Source organism: uncultured Serinicoccus sp., assembly GCF_947487915.1.
GTDB lineage: Bacteria > Actinomycetota > Actinomycetes > Actinomycetales > Dermatophilaceae > Ornithinicoccus.
Genome location: NZ_CANKYH010000005.1, coordinates 50,796 through 71,913 on the forward strand (window position 1 = coordinate 50,796; position 21,118 = coordinate 71,913).

General features: G+C 73.7%; 21 protein-coding genes. 7 read left to right on the forward strand and 14 right to left on the reverse strand.

Features of this window, described 5'->3' with window-relative positions; all coding sequences use genetic code 11:
- Window positions 1–70 precede the first annotated feature (70 nt).
- From Q0795_RS07355 to fbaA, 3 genes are all read right to left on the reverse strand, one after another.
- Window positions 71–1,054: a hypothetical protein gene (locus tag Q0795_RS07355; RefSeq protein WP_298888391.1), complete on the reverse strand. Its 984-nt coding sequence runs from the start codon at window positions 1,052–1,054 to the stop codon at window positions 71–73.
- A 169-nt stretch (window positions 1,055–1,223) separates the two neighbouring features.
- The gene (locus Q0795_RS07360; protein WP_298888393.1) at window positions 1,224–1,640 is read right to left on the reverse strand and encodes a DUF3151 domain-containing protein; all 417 of its coding nucleotides are present in this window, start codon (window positions 1,638–1,640) and stop codon (window positions 1,224–1,226) included.
- Window positions 1,637–2,665: a class II fructose-bisphosphate aldolase gene (gene fbaA / locus Q0795_RS07365; protein ID WP_298888394.1), complete on the reverse strand. Its 1,029-nt coding sequence runs from the start codon at window positions 2,663–2,665 to the stop codon at window positions 1,637–1,639. The genes Q0795_RS07360 and fbaA overlap by 4 nt, the downstream gene beginning before the upstream one ends.
- 83 nt (window positions 2,666–2,748) lie before the next feature.
- Between fbaA and Q0795_RS07370 the strand changes: the two genes are divergently transcribed.
- The 3 genes from Q0795_RS07370 to Q0795_RS07380 are packed head-to-tail and all read left to right on the forward strand — an operon-like array spanning window position 2,749 to window position 6,103.
- Window positions 2,749–4,335 carry a circularly permuted type 2 ATP-grasp protein gene (locus Q0795_RS07370; RefSeq protein ID WP_298888396.1) on the forward strand — a complete coding sequence of 529 codons (1,587 nt, stop codon included), beginning with the start codon at window positions 2,749–2,751 and terminating at the stop codon, window positions 4,333–4,335.
- The gene (locus tag Q0795_RS07375) at window positions 4,329–5,261 is read left to right on the forward strand and encodes an alpha-E domain-containing protein (RefSeq protein ID WP_298888398.1); all 933 of its coding nucleotides are present in this window, start codon (window positions 4,329–4,331) and stop codon (window positions 5,259–5,261) included. Before Q0795_RS07370 ends, Q0795_RS07375 begins: the two co-directional genes overlap by 7 nt.
- Window positions 5,261–6,103: a transglutaminase family protein gene (locus Q0795_RS07380; protein ID WP_298888400.1), complete on the forward strand. Its 843-nt coding sequence runs from the start codon at window positions 5,261–5,263 to the stop codon at window positions 6,101–6,103. Before Q0795_RS07375 ends, Q0795_RS07380 begins: the two co-directional genes overlap by 1 nt.
- 9 nt (window positions 6,104–6,112) lie before the next feature.
- On the opposite strand, the gene Q0795_RS07385 is transcribed toward Q0795_RS07380, so the two are convergent.
- Entirely contained in the window at window positions 6,113–6,916 is an 804-nt protein-coding gene (locus Q0795_RS07385) for a transglutaminase family protein (RefSeq protein WP_298888402.1), read from the reverse strand.
- Window positions 6,917–6,920: 4 nt separating this feature from the next.
- Window positions 6,921–7,565: an RNA methyltransferase gene (locus Q0795_RS07390; RefSeq protein ID WP_298888404.1), complete on the reverse strand. Its 645-nt coding sequence runs from the start codon at window positions 7,563–7,565 to the stop codon at window positions 6,921–6,923.
- A gap of 138 nt (window positions 7,566–7,703) precedes the next feature.
- Between Q0795_RS07390 and Q0795_RS07395 the strand changes: the two genes are divergently transcribed.
- Window positions 7,704–9,311: a hypothetical protein gene (locus tag Q0795_RS07395; RefSeq protein WP_298888405.1), complete on the forward strand. Its 1,608-nt coding sequence runs from the start codon at window positions 7,704–7,706 to the stop codon at window positions 9,309–9,311.
- A gap of 44 nt (window positions 9,312–9,355) precedes the next feature.
- Here Q0795_RS07395 and pyrE read toward each other — a convergent pair whose 3' ends face one another.
- From pyrE to Q0795_RS07415, 4 genes are all read right to left on the reverse strand, one after another.
- Window positions 9,356–9,904 (reverse strand): orotate phosphoribosyltransferase, encoded by a 549-nt coding sequence (gene pyrE, locus Q0795_RS07400; protein ID WP_298888406.1) that lies wholly within the window; start codon window positions 9,902–9,904, stop codon window positions 9,356–9,358.
- 159 nt (window positions 9,905–10,063) lie between these two features.
- Complete coding sequence (locus tag Q0795_RS07405) at window positions 10,064–11,449, reverse strand: glycoside hydrolase family 15 (protein WP_298888408.1); 1,386 nt, start codon at window positions 11,447–11,449, stop codon at window positions 10,064–10,066.
- The gene (locus tag Q0795_RS07410; RefSeq protein ID WP_298888410.1) at window positions 11,446–12,231 is read right to left on the reverse strand and encodes an SDR family oxidoreductase; all 786 of its coding nucleotides are present in this window, start codon (window positions 12,229–12,231) and stop codon (window positions 11,446–11,448) included. Before Q0795_RS07410 ends, Q0795_RS07405 begins: the two co-directional genes overlap by 4 nt.
- An 88-nt stretch (window positions 12,232–12,319) precedes the next feature.
- Entirely contained in the window at window positions 12,320–13,120 is an 801-nt protein-coding gene (locus Q0795_RS07415; RefSeq protein ID WP_298888411.1) for a deoxyribonuclease IV, read from the reverse strand.
- Window positions 13,121–13,173: 53 nt separating this feature from the next.
- Between Q0795_RS07415 and Q0795_RS07420 the strand changes: the two genes are divergently transcribed.
- The gene (locus Q0795_RS07420) at window positions 13,174–13,584 is read left to right on the forward strand and encodes an SRPBCC family protein (RefSeq protein ID WP_298888413.1); all 411 of its coding nucleotides are present in this window, start codon (window positions 13,174–13,176) and stop codon (window positions 13,582–13,584) included.
- Here the strand turns inward: Q0795_RS07420 and aztD are convergent, their stop codons facing one another.
- Complete coding sequence (gene aztD / locus Q0795_RS07425) at window positions 13,585–14,985, reverse strand: zinc metallochaperone AztD (RefSeq protein ID WP_298888415.1); 1,401 nt, start codon at window positions 14,983–14,985, stop codon at window positions 13,585–13,587.
- A gap of 133 nt (window positions 14,986–15,118) precedes the next feature.
- Window positions 15,119–15,574, reverse strand: a complete 456-nt coding sequence (locus tag Q0795_RS07430) for a DUF2231 domain-containing protein (RefSeq protein WP_298888417.1) — start codon at window positions 15,572–15,574, stop codon at window positions 15,119–15,121.
- A gap of 147 nt (window positions 15,575–15,721) precedes the next feature.
- Here Q0795_RS07430 and Q0795_RS07435 point away from each other — a divergent pair, with 147 nt between their 5' ends.
- The gene (locus tag Q0795_RS07435) at window positions 15,722–16,525 is read left to right on the forward strand and encodes an exodeoxyribonuclease III (protein WP_298888419.1); all 804 of its coding nucleotides are present in this window, start codon (window positions 15,722–15,724) and stop codon (window positions 16,523–16,525) included.
- 39 nt (window positions 16,526–16,564) lie between these two features.
- Here Q0795_RS07435 and Q0795_RS07440 read toward each other — a convergent pair whose 3' ends face one another.
- Both Q0795_RS07440 and Q0795_RS07445 read right to left on the reverse strand, forming a co-directional pair.
- A complete protein-coding gene (locus Q0795_RS07440; RefSeq protein WP_298888420.1) occupies window positions 16,565–17,782 on the reverse strand; it encodes an MFS transporter in 1,218 nt (405 codons plus the stop codon).
- The gene (locus tag Q0795_RS07445) at window positions 17,779–18,360 is read right to left on the reverse strand and encodes an HhH-GPD-type base excision DNA repair protein (RefSeq protein WP_298888422.1); all 582 of its coding nucleotides are present in this window, start codon (window positions 18,358–18,360) and stop codon (window positions 17,779–17,781) included. Before Q0795_RS07445 ends, Q0795_RS07440 begins: the two co-directional genes overlap by 4 nt.
- 54 nt (window positions 18,361–18,414) lie before the next feature.
- Between Q0795_RS07445 and Q0795_RS07450 the strand changes: the two genes are divergently transcribed.
- Window positions 18,415–19,296, forward strand: a complete 882-nt coding sequence (locus Q0795_RS07450) for an RNase H family protein (protein ID WP_298888424.1) — start codon at window positions 18,415–18,417, stop codon at window positions 19,294–19,296.
- On the opposite strand, the gene Q0795_RS07455 is transcribed toward Q0795_RS07450, so the two are convergent.
- Window positions 19,293–21,116 (reverse strand): MFS transporter, encoded by a 1,824-nt coding sequence (locus tag Q0795_RS07455; RefSeq protein ID WP_298888426.1) that lies wholly within the window; start codon window positions 21,114–21,116, stop codon window positions 19,293–19,295. The two genes, Q0795_RS07450 and Q0795_RS07455, sit on opposite strands and share 4 nt — an antisense overlap.
- Window positions 21,117–21,118 lie beyond the last annotated feature (2 nt).

Here is a 21,118-nt window from a genome sequence, read left to right on the forward strand (position 1 = left end):
CTGGATGCCTTCCTCTCGGGGCCGCTGACGCCTCACTCTATCGACGTCCGGGCCCCGCCCCGACCACGACTCAGTCGACGAGCCCACGCCGGCTGACGGCCAGCCCCAGCTGGAAGCGGGTGTCCGATCCGTGCTCCTCCATCAGGGCGGCGATCCGGCGCCGCACGGTGCGCAGCCCCAGGCCCATCTGCCGCGCGATCGCCTCGTCCTTGAAGCCGAGGGAGAGCAGCTCGAGAAGCTTGACGTCCTGGGCCGAGGCGTCCCGGGAGAGCAACGGTTCCGCCCGCCGCCAGAGCTCGTCGAAGAGGGTGGTGAAGGCGTCGATGATGGCAGGGGGGCGCAGCAGCAGGTAGTCGGCGTCCTCACCCGCCTCCTTCAGCATCACCCCCGAGCGCCCGAAGATGCCGAACTCCACCCCGATCGCGTCGTCGGCGAGGTAGCGCTGCTGCTCCGCCGACCGCGCCCGCTGCTGGGCGACGGAGTGCCACTGCGGGTCGGTCAGCACCGACAGCGGGAAGATCGCGCGCAGCTCGCGCCCGCTGCCCGCCGCCTCCTCCCACCGACGCCGGACACCCTCGTCGTGCGCCGGCCCCGTGCCGACCGTGCCGACCTGGGTGGTGACCTGGACGATCGGTCCGCGCGAGGTCCGGGAGAGATGCTCGACCACCGACGCCGCCTCGGAGGGCGCCACCTGTTCCCAGGGGGGCACCCGCGGGCCGGAGAGCTGCAGGCCGCGGCGGTAGTCGGACTCGAAGCTCTCCAGGGCCCCCCGGAGGCTGAGCAGCTGTCGTCGCCGCTCGTCGAGATCCGCCTCCTCCGTGTCCAGCAGCCGGCCCACGCCGGCCCGGGGGTCGTCCACCTTCACCAGGTCGTCGGAGACCCGCCGCGCGAGACGCAGGCGCTCCAGGTCCGCCATGACGCGCTGGGCGTGGCGGACCTGCCAGCCGAGCGCCTCGGCGTGCCGGGCCAGGGTCGCGGGGGCAGAGCGCAGGACGTGGCGGTAGAGCTGCTCGGCATCCGCCGACAGCCCGACCGTCTGTGGTTGAGCATTCATCTTTGGCAGGATAGAGCCACTGGCAGCCAGCGGACAGTCCCACGCGCGCGAGCGTGCTTGGATGTGCTGGTCGGACCGCACGTCAGGGGACGCGATCGATCCGACTCATGGGGAGCGGGCGGCACCCGGGGCGGTCACGGACCCGGGCGCCGTCCGCAACCCCCTCGGCTCAGCAGCCGAGCTCGCGCGCTGCCGTCGCCGAGGACGCCCGCAGGAACTCCGTGCACCGGTGCTGCTCCTCGGTCTCACCGATGCGGCCCGCCGCCGCGGCGAGCGACGCCAGTGCCCGCAGGAAGCCCCGGTTGGGCTCGTGCTCCCAGGGCACCGGTCCCTGCCCGCGCCACCCGGCCCGGCGCAGCTGGTCCAGCCCCCGGTGGTAACCGGTCCGCGCGAAGGCGTAGGCAGACACGTCGTCCCCCTCGTGCAGGGCGTCCTCGGCCAGCATCGCCCAGGCCAGGCACGAGCTCGGGTATGCCGCGGCGACCGTCCGCGGGTCCCCCTCGGCGAGCGCCCGGTCCGCGGGGTCCTCGGGCAGCTCGGTCGGCGGGATTCCCAGCAGGTCGGCCGACCCGACGCCGCCGCTCACTGGTGCGTCCCGGCGGAGCGGAGGTTCTCGCAGGCCTCGACGACCCGGGCCGACATGGCGGCCTCGGCGACCTTGCCCCAGGACCGCGGGTCGTACTGCTTCTTGTTGCCGACCTCGCCGTCCACCTTGAGCACCCCGTCGTAGTTGCTGAGCATGAAGCCGGCGACCGGGCGGGTGAAGGCGTACTGCGTGTCCGTGTCGATGTTCATCTTGACGACGCCGTAGTCGACCGCGTCGGAGATCTCCTGCGCGCTGGACCCGGAGCCGCCGTGGAACACCAGGTCGAACGGGCGGTTCTCGGCGTCGCGGCCGAGCGCCGTGGCGGCCGCCTCCTGGGCGGTCTGCAGGATCTCCGGACGCAGCTTGACGTTGCCCGGCTTGTAGACGCCGTGGACGTTGCCGAAGGTCAGGGCCGTGAGGTAGCGGCCCTGGTCACCCGTGCCGAGGGCCTGGATCGTGGCGACCGCGTCCTCGGGGGTCGTGTAGAGCTGGTCGTTGATCTCGTTGGCGACACCGTCCTCCTCGCCGCCGACGACACCGATCTCGACCTCGAGGATGATCTTGGCCTGCCGGCACTGCTCCAGGAGCTCCTCGGCGATCTGCAGGTTCTCCTCCAGGGGGGTCGCGGAACCGTCCCACATGTGCGACTGGAAGTAGGGCAGCCCGCCCTGCTTGACCCGCTCGACCGACGCGGCCAGCAGCGGGCGGACGAAGCCGTCGAGCTTGTCCTGGGGGCAGTGGTCGGTGTGCAGCGCGATGTTGACGTCGTACTTCTTGGCCACCTCGTGGGCGAAGGCGCTGAACGCCATCGCCCCGGTCACCATGTCCTTGACCCCTTGGCCGGACCAGTACTCCGCGCCTCCGGTCGAGACCTGGATGATGCCGTCCGACCCGGCCTCCGCGAACCCCTGGATGGCGGCGTTGAAGGTCTGGCTGCTGCTCACGTTGATGGCCGGGTAGGCGAAGCTGCCGGCCTTGGCCCGGTCGATCATGTCGGCGTAGACCTCGGGGGTGGCGATGGGCATGGTGGTCCTCCTCGGGACACGGTGACGTCCGGTCCTCACCCATGCTTCCACAACGGCCGGGTGCTCTCCTCTAGGGTTGCGGTATGACTGGCGCGTTCACCGACTATCCGACCACGCCGTCCATCTATGACGAGACGGTCACCACGGACGGAGGCGTCAGGGCCGGCTACGAGCAGATCGCCGGACAGTTCGACGACATCGGGCTGGAGGACGTGCGCAACCGCGGCGAGTACGTCAGCAAGACGTACCACGACCAGGGCGTCACCTTCGACTTCGAGGGCGAGGAACGGCCCTTCCCGCTGGACATCGTCCCCCGGGTCATCGAGGCGGACACGTGGTCGCACGTGGAGGCGGGTGTCGCGCAGCGGGTGACGGCCCTGGAGGCCTTCCTCGCCGACATCTACGGACCGATGCAGATCATCACGGACAAGGTGATCCCCCGCCACATCGTGACCAGCAGCAACCACTACCACCGGGTGGCCTTCGACATCCAGCCGGGCAACGGTGTCCGCGTGCACGTCTCGGGGATCGACCTCATCCGGGACGCCGAGGGCGCCTTCCGGGTACTCGAGGACAACGTCCGGATCCCCAGCGGCGTCTCCTACGTGCTCACCAACCGCAGAGCGATGACCTCGACCCTGCCCGAGGTGGTCGGGACGCACCGGATCCGGCCGGTGGCGGCATACCCCAGCCGCCTGCTGCGTGCGCTGCGGGCCGCCGCGCCGTCCGGGATCCTCGACCCCGAGGTGGTGGTGCTCACCCCCGGGCCCTACAACTCGGCCTACTTCGAGCACTCGCTGCTGGCGCGGCTGATGGGGTGCCGCCTGGTGGAGGGCCGCGACCTGGTGACCCAGGGTGGCCGGGTGATGATGCGCACCACCCACGGCCTGCAGCCGGTGCACGTCATCTACCGCCGGGTGGACGACGACTTCCTGGACCCGGTGGCCTTCCGCAACGACTCGATGCTGGGGTGCCCCGGTGTCCTCAACGCGGCGCGGGCCGGGAACGTGACGATCGCCAACGCGGTCGGCAACGGGGTCGCCGACGACAAGCTCATGTACTCCTACGTCCCCGAGATCATCCGGTACTACCTGGGCGAGGAGCCGATCCTGCCCAACGTCGACACCTGGCGGCTGGAGGACCCCACCCACCGCGAGGAGGTCATGGACCGGCTCGACGAGCTCGTGCTCAAGCCGGTCGACGGCTCCGGCGGCAAGGGCATCGTCATCGGGCCCCAGGCGAGCAGGGCCGAGCTGGACCAGCTGCGCGAGACGGTCAGCGCCTCGCCACGCGGCTGGATCGCCCAGCCGGTCGTGCAGCTGTCCACGGTGCCGACGATGGTCGACGAGGGGCTGCGTCCCCGGCACGTCGACCTGCGCCCGTTCGCGATCAACGACGGCGAGAAGGTGTGGGTGCTGCCCGGCGGACTCACCCGGGTCGCGCTCGGTGAGGGTGAGCTCATCGTGAACTCCAGCCGGGGCGGCGGCTCCAAGGACACCTGGGTGCTCTCCGGTGACGGTCGACGCACCCGCGTCGAGCCCCGCGCCCAGCGCCAGGTCCAGATCAGCTCGGCACCGCAGGTGGCGCTGAAGCGCTCCGAGGCCGAACCGGCCGAGCAGGAGCAGCAGCAACAACAGCAGGGACCGACCGCAGGAGGTATGCCGTGCTGAGCCGGATCGCCGAGTCGCTCTTCTGGATCGGTCGTTACCTCGAGCGGGCCGAGGACACCTCCCGGCTGCTCGAGGTGCACCTCACCCTGCTGCTGGAGGACCCCGTCGTCGACGAGGAGGCCACCAGCGAGGTCCTGCTGCGGGTCATGGGCATCGACGGCGAGGCCAGCCCCGACCACCAGACCGTCCTGCAGCTGCTCGGCTGGGACGAGACGTCGATGCACTCCATGGTCGCCGCCTTCTACGGTGCCCGGGAGAGCGCCCGCCGCTCCCGGGAGACGGTGGCCCTGGAGATGTGGGAGGCCATCAACACCACCTGGAACATGATGCGCGGCAACCGGCTGCAGCACGTGCCGGCCAACCGGGCCTGCCAGCTGCTGCGCGAGCGCTGCGCCGTGGTCGGCGGCATCGCCGACAACTCGATGACCCACGACGAGGGCTGGCAGTACATGATGCTGGGCCGGTCGCTGGAGCGGGTGGACATGACCTCGCGGATCATCGAGTCGGCGGCGTACAACGCGGACAGTCCGTACGCCTGGACGCAGACGCTGCGCGCCTGCGGGGCGCACCACGCGTTCATCCGCACCTACCGGGGCGCGGCGACCGACGCGCAGGCGGCGGAGTTCCTGCTGCTGGACCGGATGTTCCCCCGGTCGGTGCTGGTGTCCCTGCAGGCCGCGGAGGAGGCGCTGGCCTCGCTCGAGGCCACCACCGGCGGCCGACGGGTCGGGCTGACCGGCGAGGCGCTTCGTGCCCTCGGCCGGGCCCGTGCAGAGCTGGAGTTCGGATCCTTGGAGGAGACCATGGCCCACCTGCCCGAGCGGATGAGCCGGTTGCAGCGCACCTGCAGCGCGGTCAACGACGCGGTGTCCGACCACTACTTCGACGGCGCCGGTGCGTCCGTGTGGCGGGCGGGGGTGCGCTGATGCTGCTCCGGATCGTGCACCGCACCGGCTACGAGTACGCCGGCATGGCCTCGCACTCCTTCAACGAGGCCCGGATGTCGCCGCGGTCGACGCTGCACCAGGCGGTGCTGCATACCAAGGTCGACATCTCGCCCACGGCGTGGACCAACACCTACACCGACTACTGGGGCACCACGGTGACCCAGTTCGAGGTGCACGAGCCGCACCCGCGGATGGCGGTCACCGCCTCGGCCACCGTCGACGTGCAGCGCCCCGAGGTCACCGGGCACGGACTGAGCTGGGAGGAGGTCCGTGACTCGGAGGTCTTCGACGACCTCAGCGAGTACCTCCTCACCTCACCCATGGTCGAGCCGCCCGCGGAGCTCAAGGCCCGGGTCGAGGAGATCGCCGGCCGGAGCAGGACCCCCGGTGAGTGCGCCCGCGAGGTGGTGGAGCTCATCCACGACGAGATGGAGTACGTCTCCGGCTCGACCGGTGTGCACACCCGTGCGTCCGAGGCGTGGGCCAACCGCTCCGGCGTGTGCCAGGACATGTCGAACCTCACCATCGGCTGTCTCCGCGCGGTCGGCATCCCCGCCTGCTACGTCAGCGGCTACCTGCTGCCGGCCCGGGAGCCCGAGATCGGCACCCCTTACACCGGGGAGTCGCACGCCTGGGTCCGCTGGTGGGACGGTGAGTGGGTCGGGATGGACCCGACCAACGCCATCCAGCCCGGGGGACGTCACGTCGAGGTGGCCCGCGGCCGGGAGTACGGCGACGTGCCGCCGCTGCGCGGCATCTACACCGGCACCAAGAGCAGCTCGATGTTCGTCGAGGTGGAGCTCACCGCGCTGCGGTCCTGACCCGGGCGGTCAGCCGATGGTCACGGTGCTCAGGTGGTCGTCGGCGGGGAGGTCTCCGTCGGCGACAGCGCTGACCTGCAGGCTGTTGAAGCTCAGGCCGCCGGAGTGCACCGTGAGGAAGGACGTCTCGCTGGCGTCCGCACCCCCGCTGATCCGCACGAGGGAGGGCCGCGGGGCCAGGCGGGTGGGGTCGACCACGACCCACCGGTCCTCGAGCGCGGCCTCCACGACCGCGTGGAAGTCCATCGGCGAGAGACCCGGGGCGTAGCAGGCGACCAGCCGCGCCGGTATGCCGCGCGCCCGCAGCAGCGCGAGCGTCAGGTGGGCGAAGTCGCGGCAGACGCCCCGGCGGGCGAGGTAGGTGTCGCTGGCACCGTCGGTGACCCTCGAGGAGCCGACGACGTAGCGGATGTGGTCGTGCACCCAGCTGGCCACGTCCAGGACCCCTTGCTCACCGGCCACGTCGTCGACCTCGGCCCGCGCCACGGCCTCCAGCCGGTCCAGGTCGACGTAGCGGCTCGGACGCACGTAGCGGATGCGGTCCAGCGCGCTCACCCCGGCGATGGCGCCGCCGTCGCCCACCGTCGCGGTGTAGCTGACCTGCAGCTCCCCCGGTGCCACGTCCCGCAGGACGTGCCACCGGGTGCCGGAGGCCTCGTCCAGGACGTCCTGGACCTCGACCTCCTGGCCGTCCAGGGTCACGGAGAAGGACTCGTCGTGCCGGGTCACCTGCTCGGCGACGGTCACCCCGAGGGTGGCCTCGACCGGCGAGGTCACGGTGGCGGTCAGGTCGGCGGAGAGGTGTCGGCGCATCCACTCATGGTGTCAGGTCGCCGGCGTGCTGCAGCGCCCAGTGGTACATGACGATCGCGGCGGCCGCCCCGGCGTTGAGCGAGCGGGTGGACCCGTGCTGGGTGATGGCCACCACGTCCACGCACCCGGCGACCGCCTCCGCACTCAGCCCGGGGCCCTCCTGACCGAGCAGGAGCGAGCAGTCCCGGGGCACGGCATACCCCTCCAGCGGCACCGAGCCCGGCACGTTGTCCACCCCGAGCACGGGCAGGCGCCGGTCCCCCGCCCAGCGCAGCAGGGCGGCGACGTCGGCGTGGTGGTGCTCGTGCAGGTAGCGGTCGGTGACCATGGCCCCGCGCCGGTTCCAGCGACGCCGGCCCACGATGTGGATCGCCGCCGCGTTGAAGGCGTTCGCGGTGCGCACGACCGAGCCGATGTTGAAGTCGTGCCCCCAGTTCTCGACGGCGACGTGGAACCCGTGCCGACGGGTGTCGAGGTCGGCGACCACGGCCTCGTGCCGCCAGTAGCGGTAGCAGTCCAGCACGTTGCGGCGGTCACCGGCCTCGAGCAGGTGGGGGTCGAGGTGGGCGGGGAGGTCGCCCGACTCCAGGGTCGGCCACGGCCCCTCCCAGGGACCGACGCCCACCGGGGGATCGGTCGACTCGCTCACCCGCAGCATTGTGGCACCGCGGCGGCTGCCTGCCATGGCCGACCTGCGTGTTTCGCACTACGGTGGGGTCGGTCGCGGGCACCAGCCCGCCACCGACCGACATGCGGCCGCACCGGGCCGCCGAACGGAGGCACCACCATGGACTCCACCACCTGGATCCTGTTGATCCTGCTGCTGCTGCTCGTCGGCATCGTCGTCTTCTGGCTGCTGCGCCGCCCCGGCGACGACGGCGATGCGGCCCTGGACGCACGCGACCACGACGAGCTGGCTGGCCACGAGGACCGCGACGGCTCTCCGACGGACACCCGGGACGGCGAGCGCGCGGGGGCCGTCGGGCCGTCCGCGGACCAGCCGGGCGACCCCGTCACGACCCTCGGGCAGACCGGACCGGCGCCGCTGGCCGAGCCGGTGGGTGGCAGCGAGGTCCACCAGCAGCCCGACGGGACTGAGGACCTGCCGGCCCGCGAGGAGGACGGTCAGGTGGCGCCGACCGAGTCCCGGTACGACGCGCAGCCGGCCCAGCCGGTGGTCGAGGACACCTCCGCCCCCGTCCGTGACGAGCAGCACGCCTCCCACGAGCAGCCTCAGGCCCCCGTGGTCGACGAGCAGGACGGCTCGCTGGAGGAGACCTACCAGCCGGTGGACGAGCAGGCCGGGTCTGCCGAGCACGCCTACCCTCCCGTCGACGAGCAGGACGTCACCGACGAGCCGACCTACGTCCAGGAGGGTGGGGCGCCGCGCGAGGCCGAGGCACCCGAGTTCACCGACCCGGCCGCCGCCCAGGAGCCCTCGGCCGAGCCGCTCACCGCCGAGGAGGTCCTCGCCTCGCAGGACACCGCCGCCGCCGAGGAGTACCCGGTCGGGGACGACGCCACGACCTACCGTGCCGAGGAGGGGCAGGCCGTCGTCCTGGACGACGACGGCTCGGTGCGGGAGGACTCTCGCTCGGCTGCCGACGTCTACCCCGGCGGTGACGGGTCGGTGGCCCCGCTCACCGACGAGACCGCGTCCGTCGAGGACGAGCCGTCGGCGCAGGACGACGCCTGGGACGGCGCGGACACGGCGCGCGCCGCAGGTGCCGCGGGCGCGGCCGGTGCTGCCGGCGCGGCGAGCCCGGGTGTGGACCAGCACCAGGGCGACCTGTGGGAGTCCCCGGACACCGCCCCCGCCGACGCCCCCGTCTCCGACGACACCTGGGCCGCCCCGGAGGCCTCCAGGACCGAGACCACGGTCGCGGACGAGCGGCACGACGACACGTGGGTGACTCCCGACACCGCCTCCACCGAGGCCCCGGGCACCGACCAGCGGCAGGACGAGACCTGGGTCACCCCGGACACCGCCCCCACCGACGTCCCGCCGACCGAGCCCACGCGCGAGGCGCCCGTCGCCCCGGAGCCCGTCGCCGAGGAGCCCGTGACGGACGAACCCGTCACCGAGGAGCCCGTGACGGACGAACCGGTCGTCGAGGAGCCCGTCACCGAGGAGCCCGTGGCCGACGAGCCGCCGTCGGAGGCCGAGGTCGCTGCTCCGGTCTTCGCCGAGTCGATCTACGGGGCCGGGTCCGCCGAGCCGCTCGAGGACGGCACCGGTCCGGCCGGCTGGTCGGTCAAGGGCAACACCGGCTCCATGCTCTTCCACACCCCGGACTCGCCCAGCTACGAGGGCGTGCGGGCCGAGGTGTGGTTCGAGAGCGAGGACGCGGCCCGCGGCGCCGGTTTCGCGCACTGGGACCGCCGCCGGCGCTGAGGCCGCCGCAGCCATCAGCTGGGCCACGGGGCCACGGGGGTCGCTCAGTCCGCGAGGCCGAGGTCTCCCAGGGAGTAAGCGGCGCGGTACTCGACGCCCTGCTCCTCGATGCGCTCCCGCGCACCGCTGTCCCGGTCGACGATGACCGCGACGGCGAGCACCTCGCCCCCGGCCTCACGGACCGCCTCGACGGCCGTCAGCGGCGAGCTGCCCGTGGTGGACGTGTCCTCGACGACGACGACCCGTCGGCCCGCGAGAGCCGGGCCCTCGATGCGCTGCTGCAGACCGTGGGCCTTCTCGCTCTTGCGGACGACGAAGGCGTCCAGCGCCGGCCCCTCCCGGTGCGCGGCGGCGTGGAGCATCGCCGTCGCCACCGGGTCCGCGCCCATCGTCAGGCCCCCGACGGCGTCGACCGCCAGGTCGTCGACGAGGTCGAGCATGACCTCACCCACCAGCGGGGCGGCCTCCCCGTGCAGGGTGACCCGGCGCAGGTCGACGTAGTAGTCGGCCTCCGCGCCGGAGGACAGCGTCACCCTGCCGTGCACCACGGCCAGGTCGGTGATGTGGCGGAGCAGGTGGTCGCGTGGGGTCATGGCGCCCAGCCTAGCCAGCGCCAGATCCCGCATCCGGTGGTGCGCGACTGCAGCGGACATGTCGCCCGCCAGGGCGACACCACGACATACCCGGTGCAGTCGCGCCCTTCTGGTCCGGAGACAGCGCGCCGACACGTCCTGAGGAAGGCACGAAGCCCGTCACGGCGCGGGGGCCCGCGTGGCGAGGAGGACGAGGGCTGCGGTCCAGCCCAGCGGGGCCACCGCCGCCGGGTCACCGTCGTGCAGCACCTTCTCCGGCAGCGCTCCCGCCGCCGTCCGGTGGGCGTCCAGCCAGTCCAGCCAGCGGGCCGCCTCCTGCGGACGGCCGTTGTGCGCCGCGGCGACGGCCTGGAGCGCCGTCTGCGGGGTCCAGGACACGCCGTCGTTGCGCCACCCGGCCCCGGGCGCCACCCCGCCGGCCGGGCGCCGCTGGGCCTCCTGCGCGCGCAGCCGCGCCTCGTCCGCCCCTGGGACCGGCACGTCGACGAACGGTGGGAGCAGCAGGGTCACCGCGGCGTCCGGGCGCCCGCCGACGTGGCGCGGGAAGCGCGGCCCGAAGGCGTCACCGATCCGGGCCCGCAGGTCGGCCGCCGCCGGTGCCAGGAGGGCGGGGTCGACCCCGGCCGAGCGCCACGCCTGCTCGCCCACCAGCCCCCGGGCGTGGAGGTCGGCCGCCGCCTCCAGGCCCATGAGGGCGGTCGCCGCGATGGCCAGCGTGACCTCCTCCTCCGGGCGCTCCCAGTAGTCCGGGGAGGGCCGGGGCAACCCCGTCCGCGGGTCGAGCCGGTCCAGGAGGCGCCCGCTCGAGCGCACCACGAGCGGGGTGAGCAGCTCGGCCACCTGCTGCTGCCCGTCCGCTCCCGCCGGGCCGGCCGGACCCCGCCCGCTCCCGGTGTCACCGACGCCCCGGGGCGAGGGCATACCCTCCTCGATCACCGCGGCGGCCGCCCACACCGCCCACCCCGGCCCGTCCTCCTGGGGCGCCCGGTCGTCCGGCACCGTGCCGTCCCCCACGGGCACGTAGCGGGCCTGCATCGAGCCGTCGTCGGCCTGCAGGTCCTGCAGCAGGAGCAGGGTCAGGAGGGCGTCGTGCTGGTGCCCGGTGCGGGCGAACGCCACCGCCACACAGCTCGCGTCGCGGGGCCAGACGTACTGCCAGGCCGGGGACGCGCCGGCGAGGACCGCGCCGGGCGCGGTGCCGGTGGGCGCGGTGAGGGTATGCAGGTCGGCCAGCGCGGTGCGCACCATCCCTGCCCTCGGGTCGGCGGGGTCCGGGAGCCACCCGGAGGCGAGCCACGCCTGTCGCCCGGCCTCGCGGGCGGAGAGCACGGAGACCTCGAGGGGCATCGTCTCGGGGTCCGAGGACAGCGGGAGCCACCCGTCGGCCGACCGCCCCGGGGCCACCTCGACCAGCCGCCCCCAGGCGTCCCGGGTCACCGCCTCCTGGTGCAGGCTGACCTGCCGGTGGCTGCCCTGCCAGACCAGGGACCCGCCGCAGGCGAGCAGCACCGCGAGGGCGGCGGCCCACCGGCTGCGGCGGGTCATCCCCGTGGGTCGCGGGGGCGCCGGCGGGCGGCGAGGGACCCGGCGACCCCACGGGTCAGCCGGCGGGGCGCGACCCGCAGGAACCCGACGAGGGACCGGTAGGTCACCGACGGCACCGAGACCACGGTGCCGCGGGCGACGTCGTCGAGACCGGCCCGCACGACGTCGGCGGCGTCCAGCCAGAGGGCGTCCGGCAGCCGCGACATGTTCATCCGGGCACGGTCGTGGAACTCGGTGTGCACGAAGCCGGGGCACAACGCCGTCACGGTGACACCGTGGGGCGCGAGCTCGGTGGCGAGCGCCTCGGAAAAGACGGTGACGTAGGACTTGATCGCGGAGTAGTGGCCCATGACCGCGAAGGAGGCGACCGAGGAGACGTTGAGGATCGCACCCCGGCGACGCTCGCGCATGGCGCCTCCGGCCGCGTGCGAGAGCACCATGACCGCACGCACCATGAGGTCGAGGGCCGCCTCCTCCTCGGCGAGGTCCCCGCGCACGAAACCGCGCCGGCTCCCGAACCCGGCGTTGTTGACCAGCAGGTCCACCGGGCGGTCCCGGTCGGCGACCCGCTCGGCGACACGGCCCAGCGCCGCCCGGTCGGACAGGTCGGCCGCCAGGACCTCGACGGCCACCCCGTGCCGCGCGATGAGCTCGTCCGCGACCGCGGTGAGCCGCACCCCGTCCCGGGCCACCAGCACCAGGTCGTGCCCGCGCCCGGCGAGCTGTGCGGCGAACTCCCGTCCCAGTCCCGCCGAGGCTCCGGTCACCAGCGCTGTTCCCATGGGCTCAGGGTATGCCGGGGCCTCCCCCGCCGCGCCGTGCAGGTCGTCGCCGGGCACGTCCAGTGGCGCGAGCCACGCCGAGCGCCCGCTAGAGCTGCTCGCGGAGCCAGTCGAGGTCAGTGAGGTGCTCGTCGGCCCCGCCCGGGGTCTCGACCAGGGAGGGTGCGCCGGCGGCCCGCACGACGTCGGCCAGCTCGTCCGGCGGGACCTGTCCGGCGCCGAGGTTGGCGTGCCGGTCGGCGCCGCTGCCGGCGGCGTCCCGGGAGTCGTTGACGTGCACGAGGTCGATCCGTCCGGTGATCGCGCGCACCCGGTCCACGACCCCGTCCAGCTCGATGCCCCCCGCCCAGGCGTGGCATGTGTCCAGGCAGAAACCGACGTGCTCGGCGCCCTCCGCACGGCCGACCGCCTCCCACACGCGGGCGATGCGGTCCAGGTGCCGGGCCATGGCGTTGTCGCCCCCGGCGGTGTTCTCGATGAGCAGCGGCGTCGCCCCGAAGGTCAAGGACTCCACGGCCTTGCGCCAGTTGTCGAAGCCCTTCTCGGGGTCGTCCTTGGCGTTGACGTGCCCCCCGTGGACGATGAGGCCCTTCGCGCCGATCTCCGTCGCCGCGTCGAGATGCTGCTGCAGCAGCTTGCGCGACGGGATCCGGATGCGGTTGTTGAGGGTGGCGACGTTGATGATGTAGGGCGCGTGGACGTAGAGGTCGACCCCGGCCTCCTCGGCGGCCGCGCGCAGCGCCGCGGCGCCGCCGGCATACCGGATCTCGGGTCCTTGGTAGCCCTGCGGGTCCCCGAGGAAGAACTGCACCAGCGGCGCCCGCCGGGCCTGCGCCTGCGCGATCGGGTCGGTCTGGTCGACGTGCGCCCCCAGGGCCGGTGTGCTCATGGCCCCATCGTAGGCACCGCACGCTGCAGGAGAGGGTGGCCTAGGCTGGCCGCATGGCCGAGTTCTGGTTCGACGTGCTCGTCCCCGGCGCGCCCGAGCAGGTGTGGGAGCGGCTGTGGGACCTCGACCGGCACACGGCCGCGATCCCGTTGACCACGACCCTCGGTGGACCGCTCGCCCCGGGCGCGAGGTTCGTCGCCCGGACCCGGCTGGGCCCCGTCAAGATCGACGACGAGATGGTCGTCCGGCTCTGGGAGCCCCATCGCCACGCCGTCGTCGAGAAGGTGGGCCGACTCCTCACGGGACGCATCGAGGTCACCCTGCGCCCGGCGGGCGCCGACACCCGGCTCCGGTGGGAGCAGCGGTATGCCGTGGCCGGGGTGCCCGACGCCCTCGCGGCGCTGGCGGCCCCAGCCGCGCGCGCGGCATACCTGCGTGCCGTGCGTCAGATCACGCGTCCCTGATCAGGAGTCCTCGCCCTCGTGGTCGTGGTCCTCGTGGTCCTCGCCCTCGTGGTCCTCGCCCTCGCCCGCGTGCCCGGCCTCCACGTCGCCGGTGACGCCGGAGATCTCGTTCGGCGCGTGCGGCACGGTGGCCGAGTCGATGACGGCCATCGTGGCCAGGTCGACGATGTGGATCTCGCTGGAGGCCGGCTCCGTGACGTAGGCGAACTGCCCCATGGTGAAGAGGGTGGGCCGCGGCTGCTGCCACTCCATCGGCTCCTCCCACTCCTGCACGACGGGGATCTCCTCGGTGATCTCCCCGCTCTCCGGGTCGATGACGTGCAGCTCACCGTCGGTGCCCAGGACGAGGGCCTCACCCTCCGGTCCGCGAGCCAAGGAACGGAAGCTGTAGGACGTCCCGAGGTCGACCAGCTGCATCTGCGCCGTGTCGGTGTCGATGAGGGCGACCCGCTCCGGGCGCTCCAGCTCGGCGTCCTCGTCCACCTTGTAGTCGCCCAGGACGACGTGCGACTCCTCGGAGCCGGCGACGTTGCCCGTCCGGGCGTAGTCGTCGGGAGCCTCGACCTTGCTGAAGCTGCCGTCGGCGAAGACGACCGGGCCGTCCTCGCAGCCGAGCACGACGGCCTCGCCCTCGGCCACGGTCTCGCCGTGGACGCCCGGGCACTCGTCGGTCATGGCGACCTGCTCGCCGTCGGGGCCGGTGACCATGGCGCCGGTGCGCTCGTCCTCGGTGCCGACGGTCTGCAGCAGCGACCCGTCCTCGAGGAGCACCGCGACACCGTGGTGCGGGTCCTGCACCTCGACGCTCTCGGTGACCGGCAGCTCGCCGGCGCTGGCGTCCAGCTCCGCCGGGTCGAGCATGTCGATCCGGCCTGCTCCGTCGAAGTACAGCGCGGTCGCCCCCCCGTGCCGGACCACGTGGCCCGGGTGGGAGCCGTCGGCGGTGAGGTCGGTCAGCTGCGGGGCGGTGGTGTAGCTGTGGTGGTGGTTGCCGTGCGGCTCGCTCCACGTCCCGGCGTCGAGCAGCCGGAACGCGTCGCCCTCGCTGAGGAAGAGGTGGCGACCGCCACCGGCCGGGTTGAGCCGCACGAACCCCTCGGCCTTCATCTCCCCCTCGACCTCGAGCGACATGGCGTCGAGCACCATGACGCCGCCGTCGTAGGTCACCGCCAGCCGCGGGCTCGGGCCGCTGGCCTCGACGGTGGGGGCCGCCTCGGACTCGCCCTCGTCGTCCTCCGGTTCCTCCGCGGAGGTCGTCTCGGCGGGGTCCGCGGACTGGGTGTCCTCGGACCCGGTGTCCTCGGTGCTGGCGGCGTCGGCCTCCTGCTCCGCACCGCCAGCACCGGACGTCGTGGACTCCGTGGCACATCCCGCCAGCAGAAGGGAGGTGGCCACGGTCATGGGTAGCAGTCGTCTATGCATGATGGGAATCATTATCAATTGCAACGGCCACGTCAAGTCGGGTGCTCGGGCGAGGGTCCGACGGAGCCCTCCCCGAGAGTCGGGGAGCAGCCGGACGCGGCGGATTCTGGCGCTAGCCGCCCCAGACGGAGGTGGCACCGGTGTGGCCAGCCAGCGTGACGGCCACGATCGCCCAGAGCGCGGCCGCGGCGGCCAGTCCGCCGAGCACCCCACCGACCCGGTCCGGCCAGCGCGCCGCCCACCGTGACCGCCCCCACGGGGACGTCGCGACCCAGTGCAGGACGCTCAGCACGGCCAGGACGATGCCGCCCAGACCGGCACGCACCCCCCACGCCCCGTGCTCCTGCAGGATCTGGCTGCTGCCTACCGTCTGCAGCAGGGCGTCGCCGTAGCTCTGCGTCACCCTGGTGACGACCCCGGCGACGACGGCGAGCAGCGGCATACCCCACCCCAGCCAGCGGCGGAAGCGCGGCACCAGCACGACGAGCAGCTGGGCGCCGCCGGCGAGCAGCAGCAGCACGACGGCGAAGTGGACGAGCAGCGGATGCGCCGGTAGTCCCATGACCATGGCGGCCACCTTTCCTGCGGTCGAGAGTCCGAGACACCCAGCCTGTCACCGCGACGGCATCTCCTGTCGTCGGGGATTCGTCGCCACCTGCCGGACGGATGGCCAGGGACGGCCGGTCCACCCGCGTCCGACGCCTAGGCTGGCTGGATGCGTATCGCGACGTGGAACTGCAACAGCATCCGGACCCGGGTCGACCGGGCGGTCGCCTTCCTGGAGCGGCACGACGTGGACGTGCTGGCCCTGCAGGAGACCAAGTGCCGAGACGACCAGTTCCCGTTGCTGCCGTTCGAGCAGGCGGGGTATGAGGTGGCGCACGTCGGGCTGAACCAGTGGAACGGCGTCGCCGTCGTCAGCCGCGTGGGGCTGGCCGACGTCGCCACGGAGTTCCCCGGCCAGCCCGCGTGGGCACCGGAGGGCGCCGAGTCCGCGGTCGAGGCGCGGGCGCTGGGGGCGACCTGCGGCGGCGTGCGGGTGTGGAGCCTCTACGTGCCGAACGGCCGGTCGCTGCAGGACCCGCACCTGGACTACAAGCTGGACTGGCTGCGGGCGCTGCGGGAGGCCGGTCGCGGCTGGTTGGAGGAGGACGCGAGCGCCCAGGTCGCGCTCATGGGCGACTGGAACATCGCGCCGACCGACGACGACGTCTGGTCGGTGGAGTACTACGAGGGCAGGACGCATACCAGCCCGGCGGAGCGGGAGGCCTTCGCCGCGGTCCAGGGGGCGGGGTATGCCGACGTCACCCGGGAGCACACGCCCGGCCCGGGGACCTACACGTACTGGGACTACACGCAGCTGGCCTTCCCCAAGCGGCGCGGCATGCGCATCGACTTCTGCCTCGGCTCACCGGCCCTGGCGGAGCGGGTCGAGGGGGCGTTCATCGACCGCGAGGAGCGCAAGGGCAAGGGCGCCTCCGACCACGCCCCCGTGGTCGTCGACCTGACCGCCCGCTGACCTGACGGCCCGCTGGGGCCCGACCCCTACCCCCCGGCGTCAGCGACGCGGGGCGACCCGGGCCAGCGGCACGGTCAGCAGGCAGAGCACGGCGGCCAGGGCCATGCCGGGCCCGAAGCCGGAGGCCACGGCGACCCAGCCGACGACGAGCGAGCCGGTGGCGGTGCCGGTGTCGAAGCCGGCGTTCCACACCGCGCTGGCGGCACCGACCCGGCGCGGGCCGGCGGCCTCGAAGGCGCGCAGCATCGTCAGGGTCTGCAGGGTGCCGTAGCAGACCCCGACGAGGGCGCACACCAGGATCCACGGGACCGCGCGGGACGCGTCGACGGGGGTCCGCACCACCCAGGCGAGGGCCGCCAGGACGAGCACGCTCGCGAGGACGGCGGGGACGAGGAGCCGCTGCGCACCGGCCCGGTCGGCGAGCCCGCCGACCTGCCACCGGGTGATCGCCGAGAGCAGCCCGACGGCGAACAGGCCGGCCGCGGAGAGCCAGGGCACCTGCACCATCTGGGGCGCGAAGGTGATGACGGCTCCCCCGGCGAAGGTGATGGCGAGCAGGACGAGCGTCGGGCGCAGCAGGGCGAGGTAGGTGGCCCGCGACGTGGTCGGCTCGGCCACCTCGGGGTGGCTGGCGTCGTGGGTGGAGCGTGCGGGCAGGTGGCGGGCCACCGCGACGCAGGCGGGGATCCCGGCCAGCGGCAGGGCGCCGACGACGAAGACCGGCCAGAACCCGACCGCGTCGGCGACCCAGCCGCCCACCGGCATGACGACGACCAGGGGCAGTGACAGCGCGAAGGAGTAGGCCCCGACCGCGGCGCCCCGGCGGGCCGGCTCGACGAGCAGCACCGCGGCGGCGTTGGCGGCCACCGTGAGGATGCCGAACCCCACGCCGCGCACCGCCGACAGGGCCAGCACCGGGCCGAGGTCCGCGGTCAGCAGGTGCAGGAGCGAGGGCACCCCGAGGAAGACCATGCCGAGGGAGAGCACCCATGCCCAGCCGGCCCGGCCGATCGCCCACGGCACCGCGAACTGGGTGGCCACGGTGGTCCCCAGGAGCACGAAGTTGACCAGCCCCGCCCCGCCGCTGTCCGCGCCGCCCGAGACCGCCCACAGCGGCGCGACGGGCAGCAGCGCGGCATACCCGGTGAACCCGGCGGTCGCGAGCAGCGCGAGCGCCACCATGCCGGGGGTGGACCACACGGACCCCCGGCCGGGTGGCTCGAGGGCCGCGTCCGGCTCGATCGGGGAGCCGCTCACCCCTGAGCGGCCTTGGCGGCGGCCTTCTTCTCCCTCTTGTAGGCGCGCACCTGCTGCAGCGACTCGATCCCGGTGACGTCGGCGATGGACATGTGGACGCCGTCCCGGCCGTAGTCACCCGCCGCGTCGCGCCAGCCCTCGGCCGTCAGGCCGCGCTGCTTGCCCAGGAGGGCGAGGAAGATGCGGGCCTTCTGGTCGCCGAAGCCGGGCAGCGCCTTGAGCCGCTTCAGGACCTCCCGCCCGTCCGGCTCGCCGTCGGACCAGATCGCCGCGGTGTCGCCGTCGTAGTCCCGGACGACGGCGGTCGCGAGGTCGTGCACCCGCTGGCCCATGGACCTGGGGAACCGGTGCACCGAGGGCGGTGTCGCGCAGAGCGCCACGAACTCCTCGGGGTCGGTGTCGGCGATCGCCTTCGGGTCCACCGAGCCGAGCCGCTCGGCGATCTTGCGCGGGCCGTCGAAGGCGACCTCCATGGGGATCTGCTGGTCCAGGAGCATGCCGGTCAGCAGGGCGAAGGGGTGCTCGGTCAGGATGCGGTCGGCCTCGGCCTCGCCGACCAGGTGCAGGGTGCCGGTCATACCTGCAGCCTAGGTCCTCCTTGGTGTCCTCGGCAGGTCTCCTAGGCTGGACCCATGACTGTCGTCGCGGCCGCGGACGGATCCGCCCTGGGCAACCCTGGTCCGGCGGGATGGGGGTGGTACGTCGACGCCGACCGCTGGGCCAGCGGTGGGTGGCCGCACGGGACCAACAACATGGGTGAGCTGACCGCCGTGCTGGACCTCTTGCAGCAGACGGCCGACCTGGACGAGGACCTGCTCGTCGTGTGCGACTCGCAGTACGCCATCAAGTCCATCACCCAGTGGATGCCCGGCTGGAAGCGGCGCGGGTGGAAGAAGGGGGACGGCAAGCCGGTCGCCAACGTCGAGATCATCAAGGCGCTGGACGCCGCGATGCGCCCCAACGTGCGCTTCCGGTGGGTCAAGGGTCACGCCGGGCACGAGCTCAACGAGCAGGCCGACCGGCTGGCCAACGCCGCCGCCCAGGCGTATGCCGCAGGTCGGCAGCCGCAGCCCGGGCCCGGCTTCGGCGCGGTGTCGGCGCCGGCGGAGCACGCCTTCACGGTGGGCGGCCGGGCCGACGACGACCTCTTCTCCCTCGTCGACGAGCGGGGAGAGCCGGGGGACGAGGAGCAGGTGGTGGCGCTGGAGCGCTCGCTGCTCACCGAGGAGGTGCGCTCCGACCCCTCCCTCGCCGCGGCGCTCCTGCACCCCGACTGGCAGGAGGTGGGCCGCTCGGGCCGGCGCTGGAGCCGGGAGGAGATGCTGGACCGGCTCTCGCCGCTGCCCGGCCCGGTCGAGCTGGAGGTGGTCGACCTCCAGCGGCTGCCCGGTGACCTCGTCCTGCTCCTGTGGCGGGGCGTCGGCGCCGAGTCCAGCACCCTGCGCAGCTCGCTCTGGCAGCGCTCCGGCCAGCAGTGGCTGCAGCGCTTCCACCAGGGCACCCCGGAGGTCTAGGACCCCGAGGCGCCGGTCCGGACGGCACCGACCGGTCGCCAGCCGAGGGCGAGCGCGACCACCGCCGCGAGCGCGGCGGCATACCCCGCACCGGTGAGGACGGTCTGCACCTGGACGACCGCGGCGTCGAGCAGTGCGTCGGTGTCGGTGGGGTCGGCGAGGGTGCCCACCTCGAGGTGGAAGCGACGCAGGCCGAGGGCGGTGAGCAGGGCCAGACCGACCACCATGCCCACCATGCGGGCGACGACGACGAGCGAGCTGACGGTGCCGTGGCCGTCCTCCCGGGCGTCGGCGAGGGCGGCGTCGTTCACCGGCGCGATCGCGAGCCCGACGCCCAGACCGGCCCCGGCGAGGGCGAGCGTCGTGCCGACGAGGTCGTCGAGCGAGGCCCGCTCCCAGCGGGCCATGGCGAGGATGGACACCGCGGCCAGGGCCAGCCCCGGCGCGGCGACCACGGCCGGACCGACCCGCCGCAGCAGCCAGCCCCCCAGCAGCGCCCCGACCGGCACCGCGACGAGGAAGCGCACCAGCACCAGCGCCGCGTCGGTCTCGTCGGTGCCCTGGGTGAGGCGGGAGAGCAGCGGCACGTCCACGACGACCGCCACGATCGCGGCCCCCACCAGCAGGCTCACCACCAGGGCCGGCCAGACCCGACGCCGGACGACACCTGGCGGGACGAGCGGGGCGGCAGCCAGCCGCTGCCGCAGGAGGAAGGCCACGACCGCCGCGGAGCCCAGCGGCAGCAGCCAGACGCCCCACGGACCGAGCACCTCGGTCTCGGGGTCCGCGGTGGAGAAGGTCAGCACCAGCGAGCCCAGGGCGACGGCGACGAAGGTCGCCCCCAGCAGGTCGGCGCGCAGGAGCAGCGGCAACCACCGCGGCAGGGTGACCAGGGCCAGCAGCAGCGTCACGGTCGCCGCCGCGAGACCGACCGGCGTGGCGACCCGGGAGCCGGAGTCCGGGTCGAACGGCACGAAGGGCAGGCCGAGCTCCACCGAGGTCGTCAGCGCCTGCGGAGCCCAGAGCGCCAGCGTCCAGAGAGCCGCGGCGAGCACCGCGAGCAGGTATGCCGCGCCCGTCACCCACCATCTGCGACGCCCGGTCACTCCAGGGACAACCATGCGCGACGCTCGGTCGGGGGCGGGGCCAACCATGCGCGACGCTCGGTCGGGGGTGGGGGCCGCGGGACGGAGGAGGAGGACGCCGAGGAGGGCGAGCAGGCCGAGTACGACGTTGAGCCAGAAGATCTCCCGCCACCCGGCGACGGCGAGCACGAGCGCCCCGAGCAGCGGGCCGAGCACCGACCCGAGCTCCTGCACGGCCCCGACGACGCCGAGCGGCATGCCTCGGCGCCCCCGCGGCCACAGGTCGGCCACCAGCGCGAGGGTCGCCGGCACCAGCCCCCCGCCGCCCAGGCCCTGCAGGAACCGGCCCCCGACCATGACCGGCAGCTCGACCGCCGCGGCGGTCACCGCCGACCCCACGACGAAGACGACGAGGCACCAGATCAGGATGCGCCGCCGGTCCACCAAGTCGGACAGACGCCCGATGAGCGGCAGGACGGCGATGTAGCCGAGCAGGAACCCGGAGATGATCGGCGTGCCGCGCTGCAGTGACTCGATCCCCACACCGACGCCGGCCATCATGTCGGTCAGCGCCAGCACGACGACGTAGGTGTCCGCCGCGGCCAGCGCCACCGCGAGCGCGGCGACGGCCAGCAGCGCCCGGGCGCCGCGGGCGGGCCCGGTGGCCGGGCGGACGGTGGCCGTGGCGTCAGCGGACGGTCCGGCCCCCGGCCCCTCCTCCCGCGTCCGCGTCATCC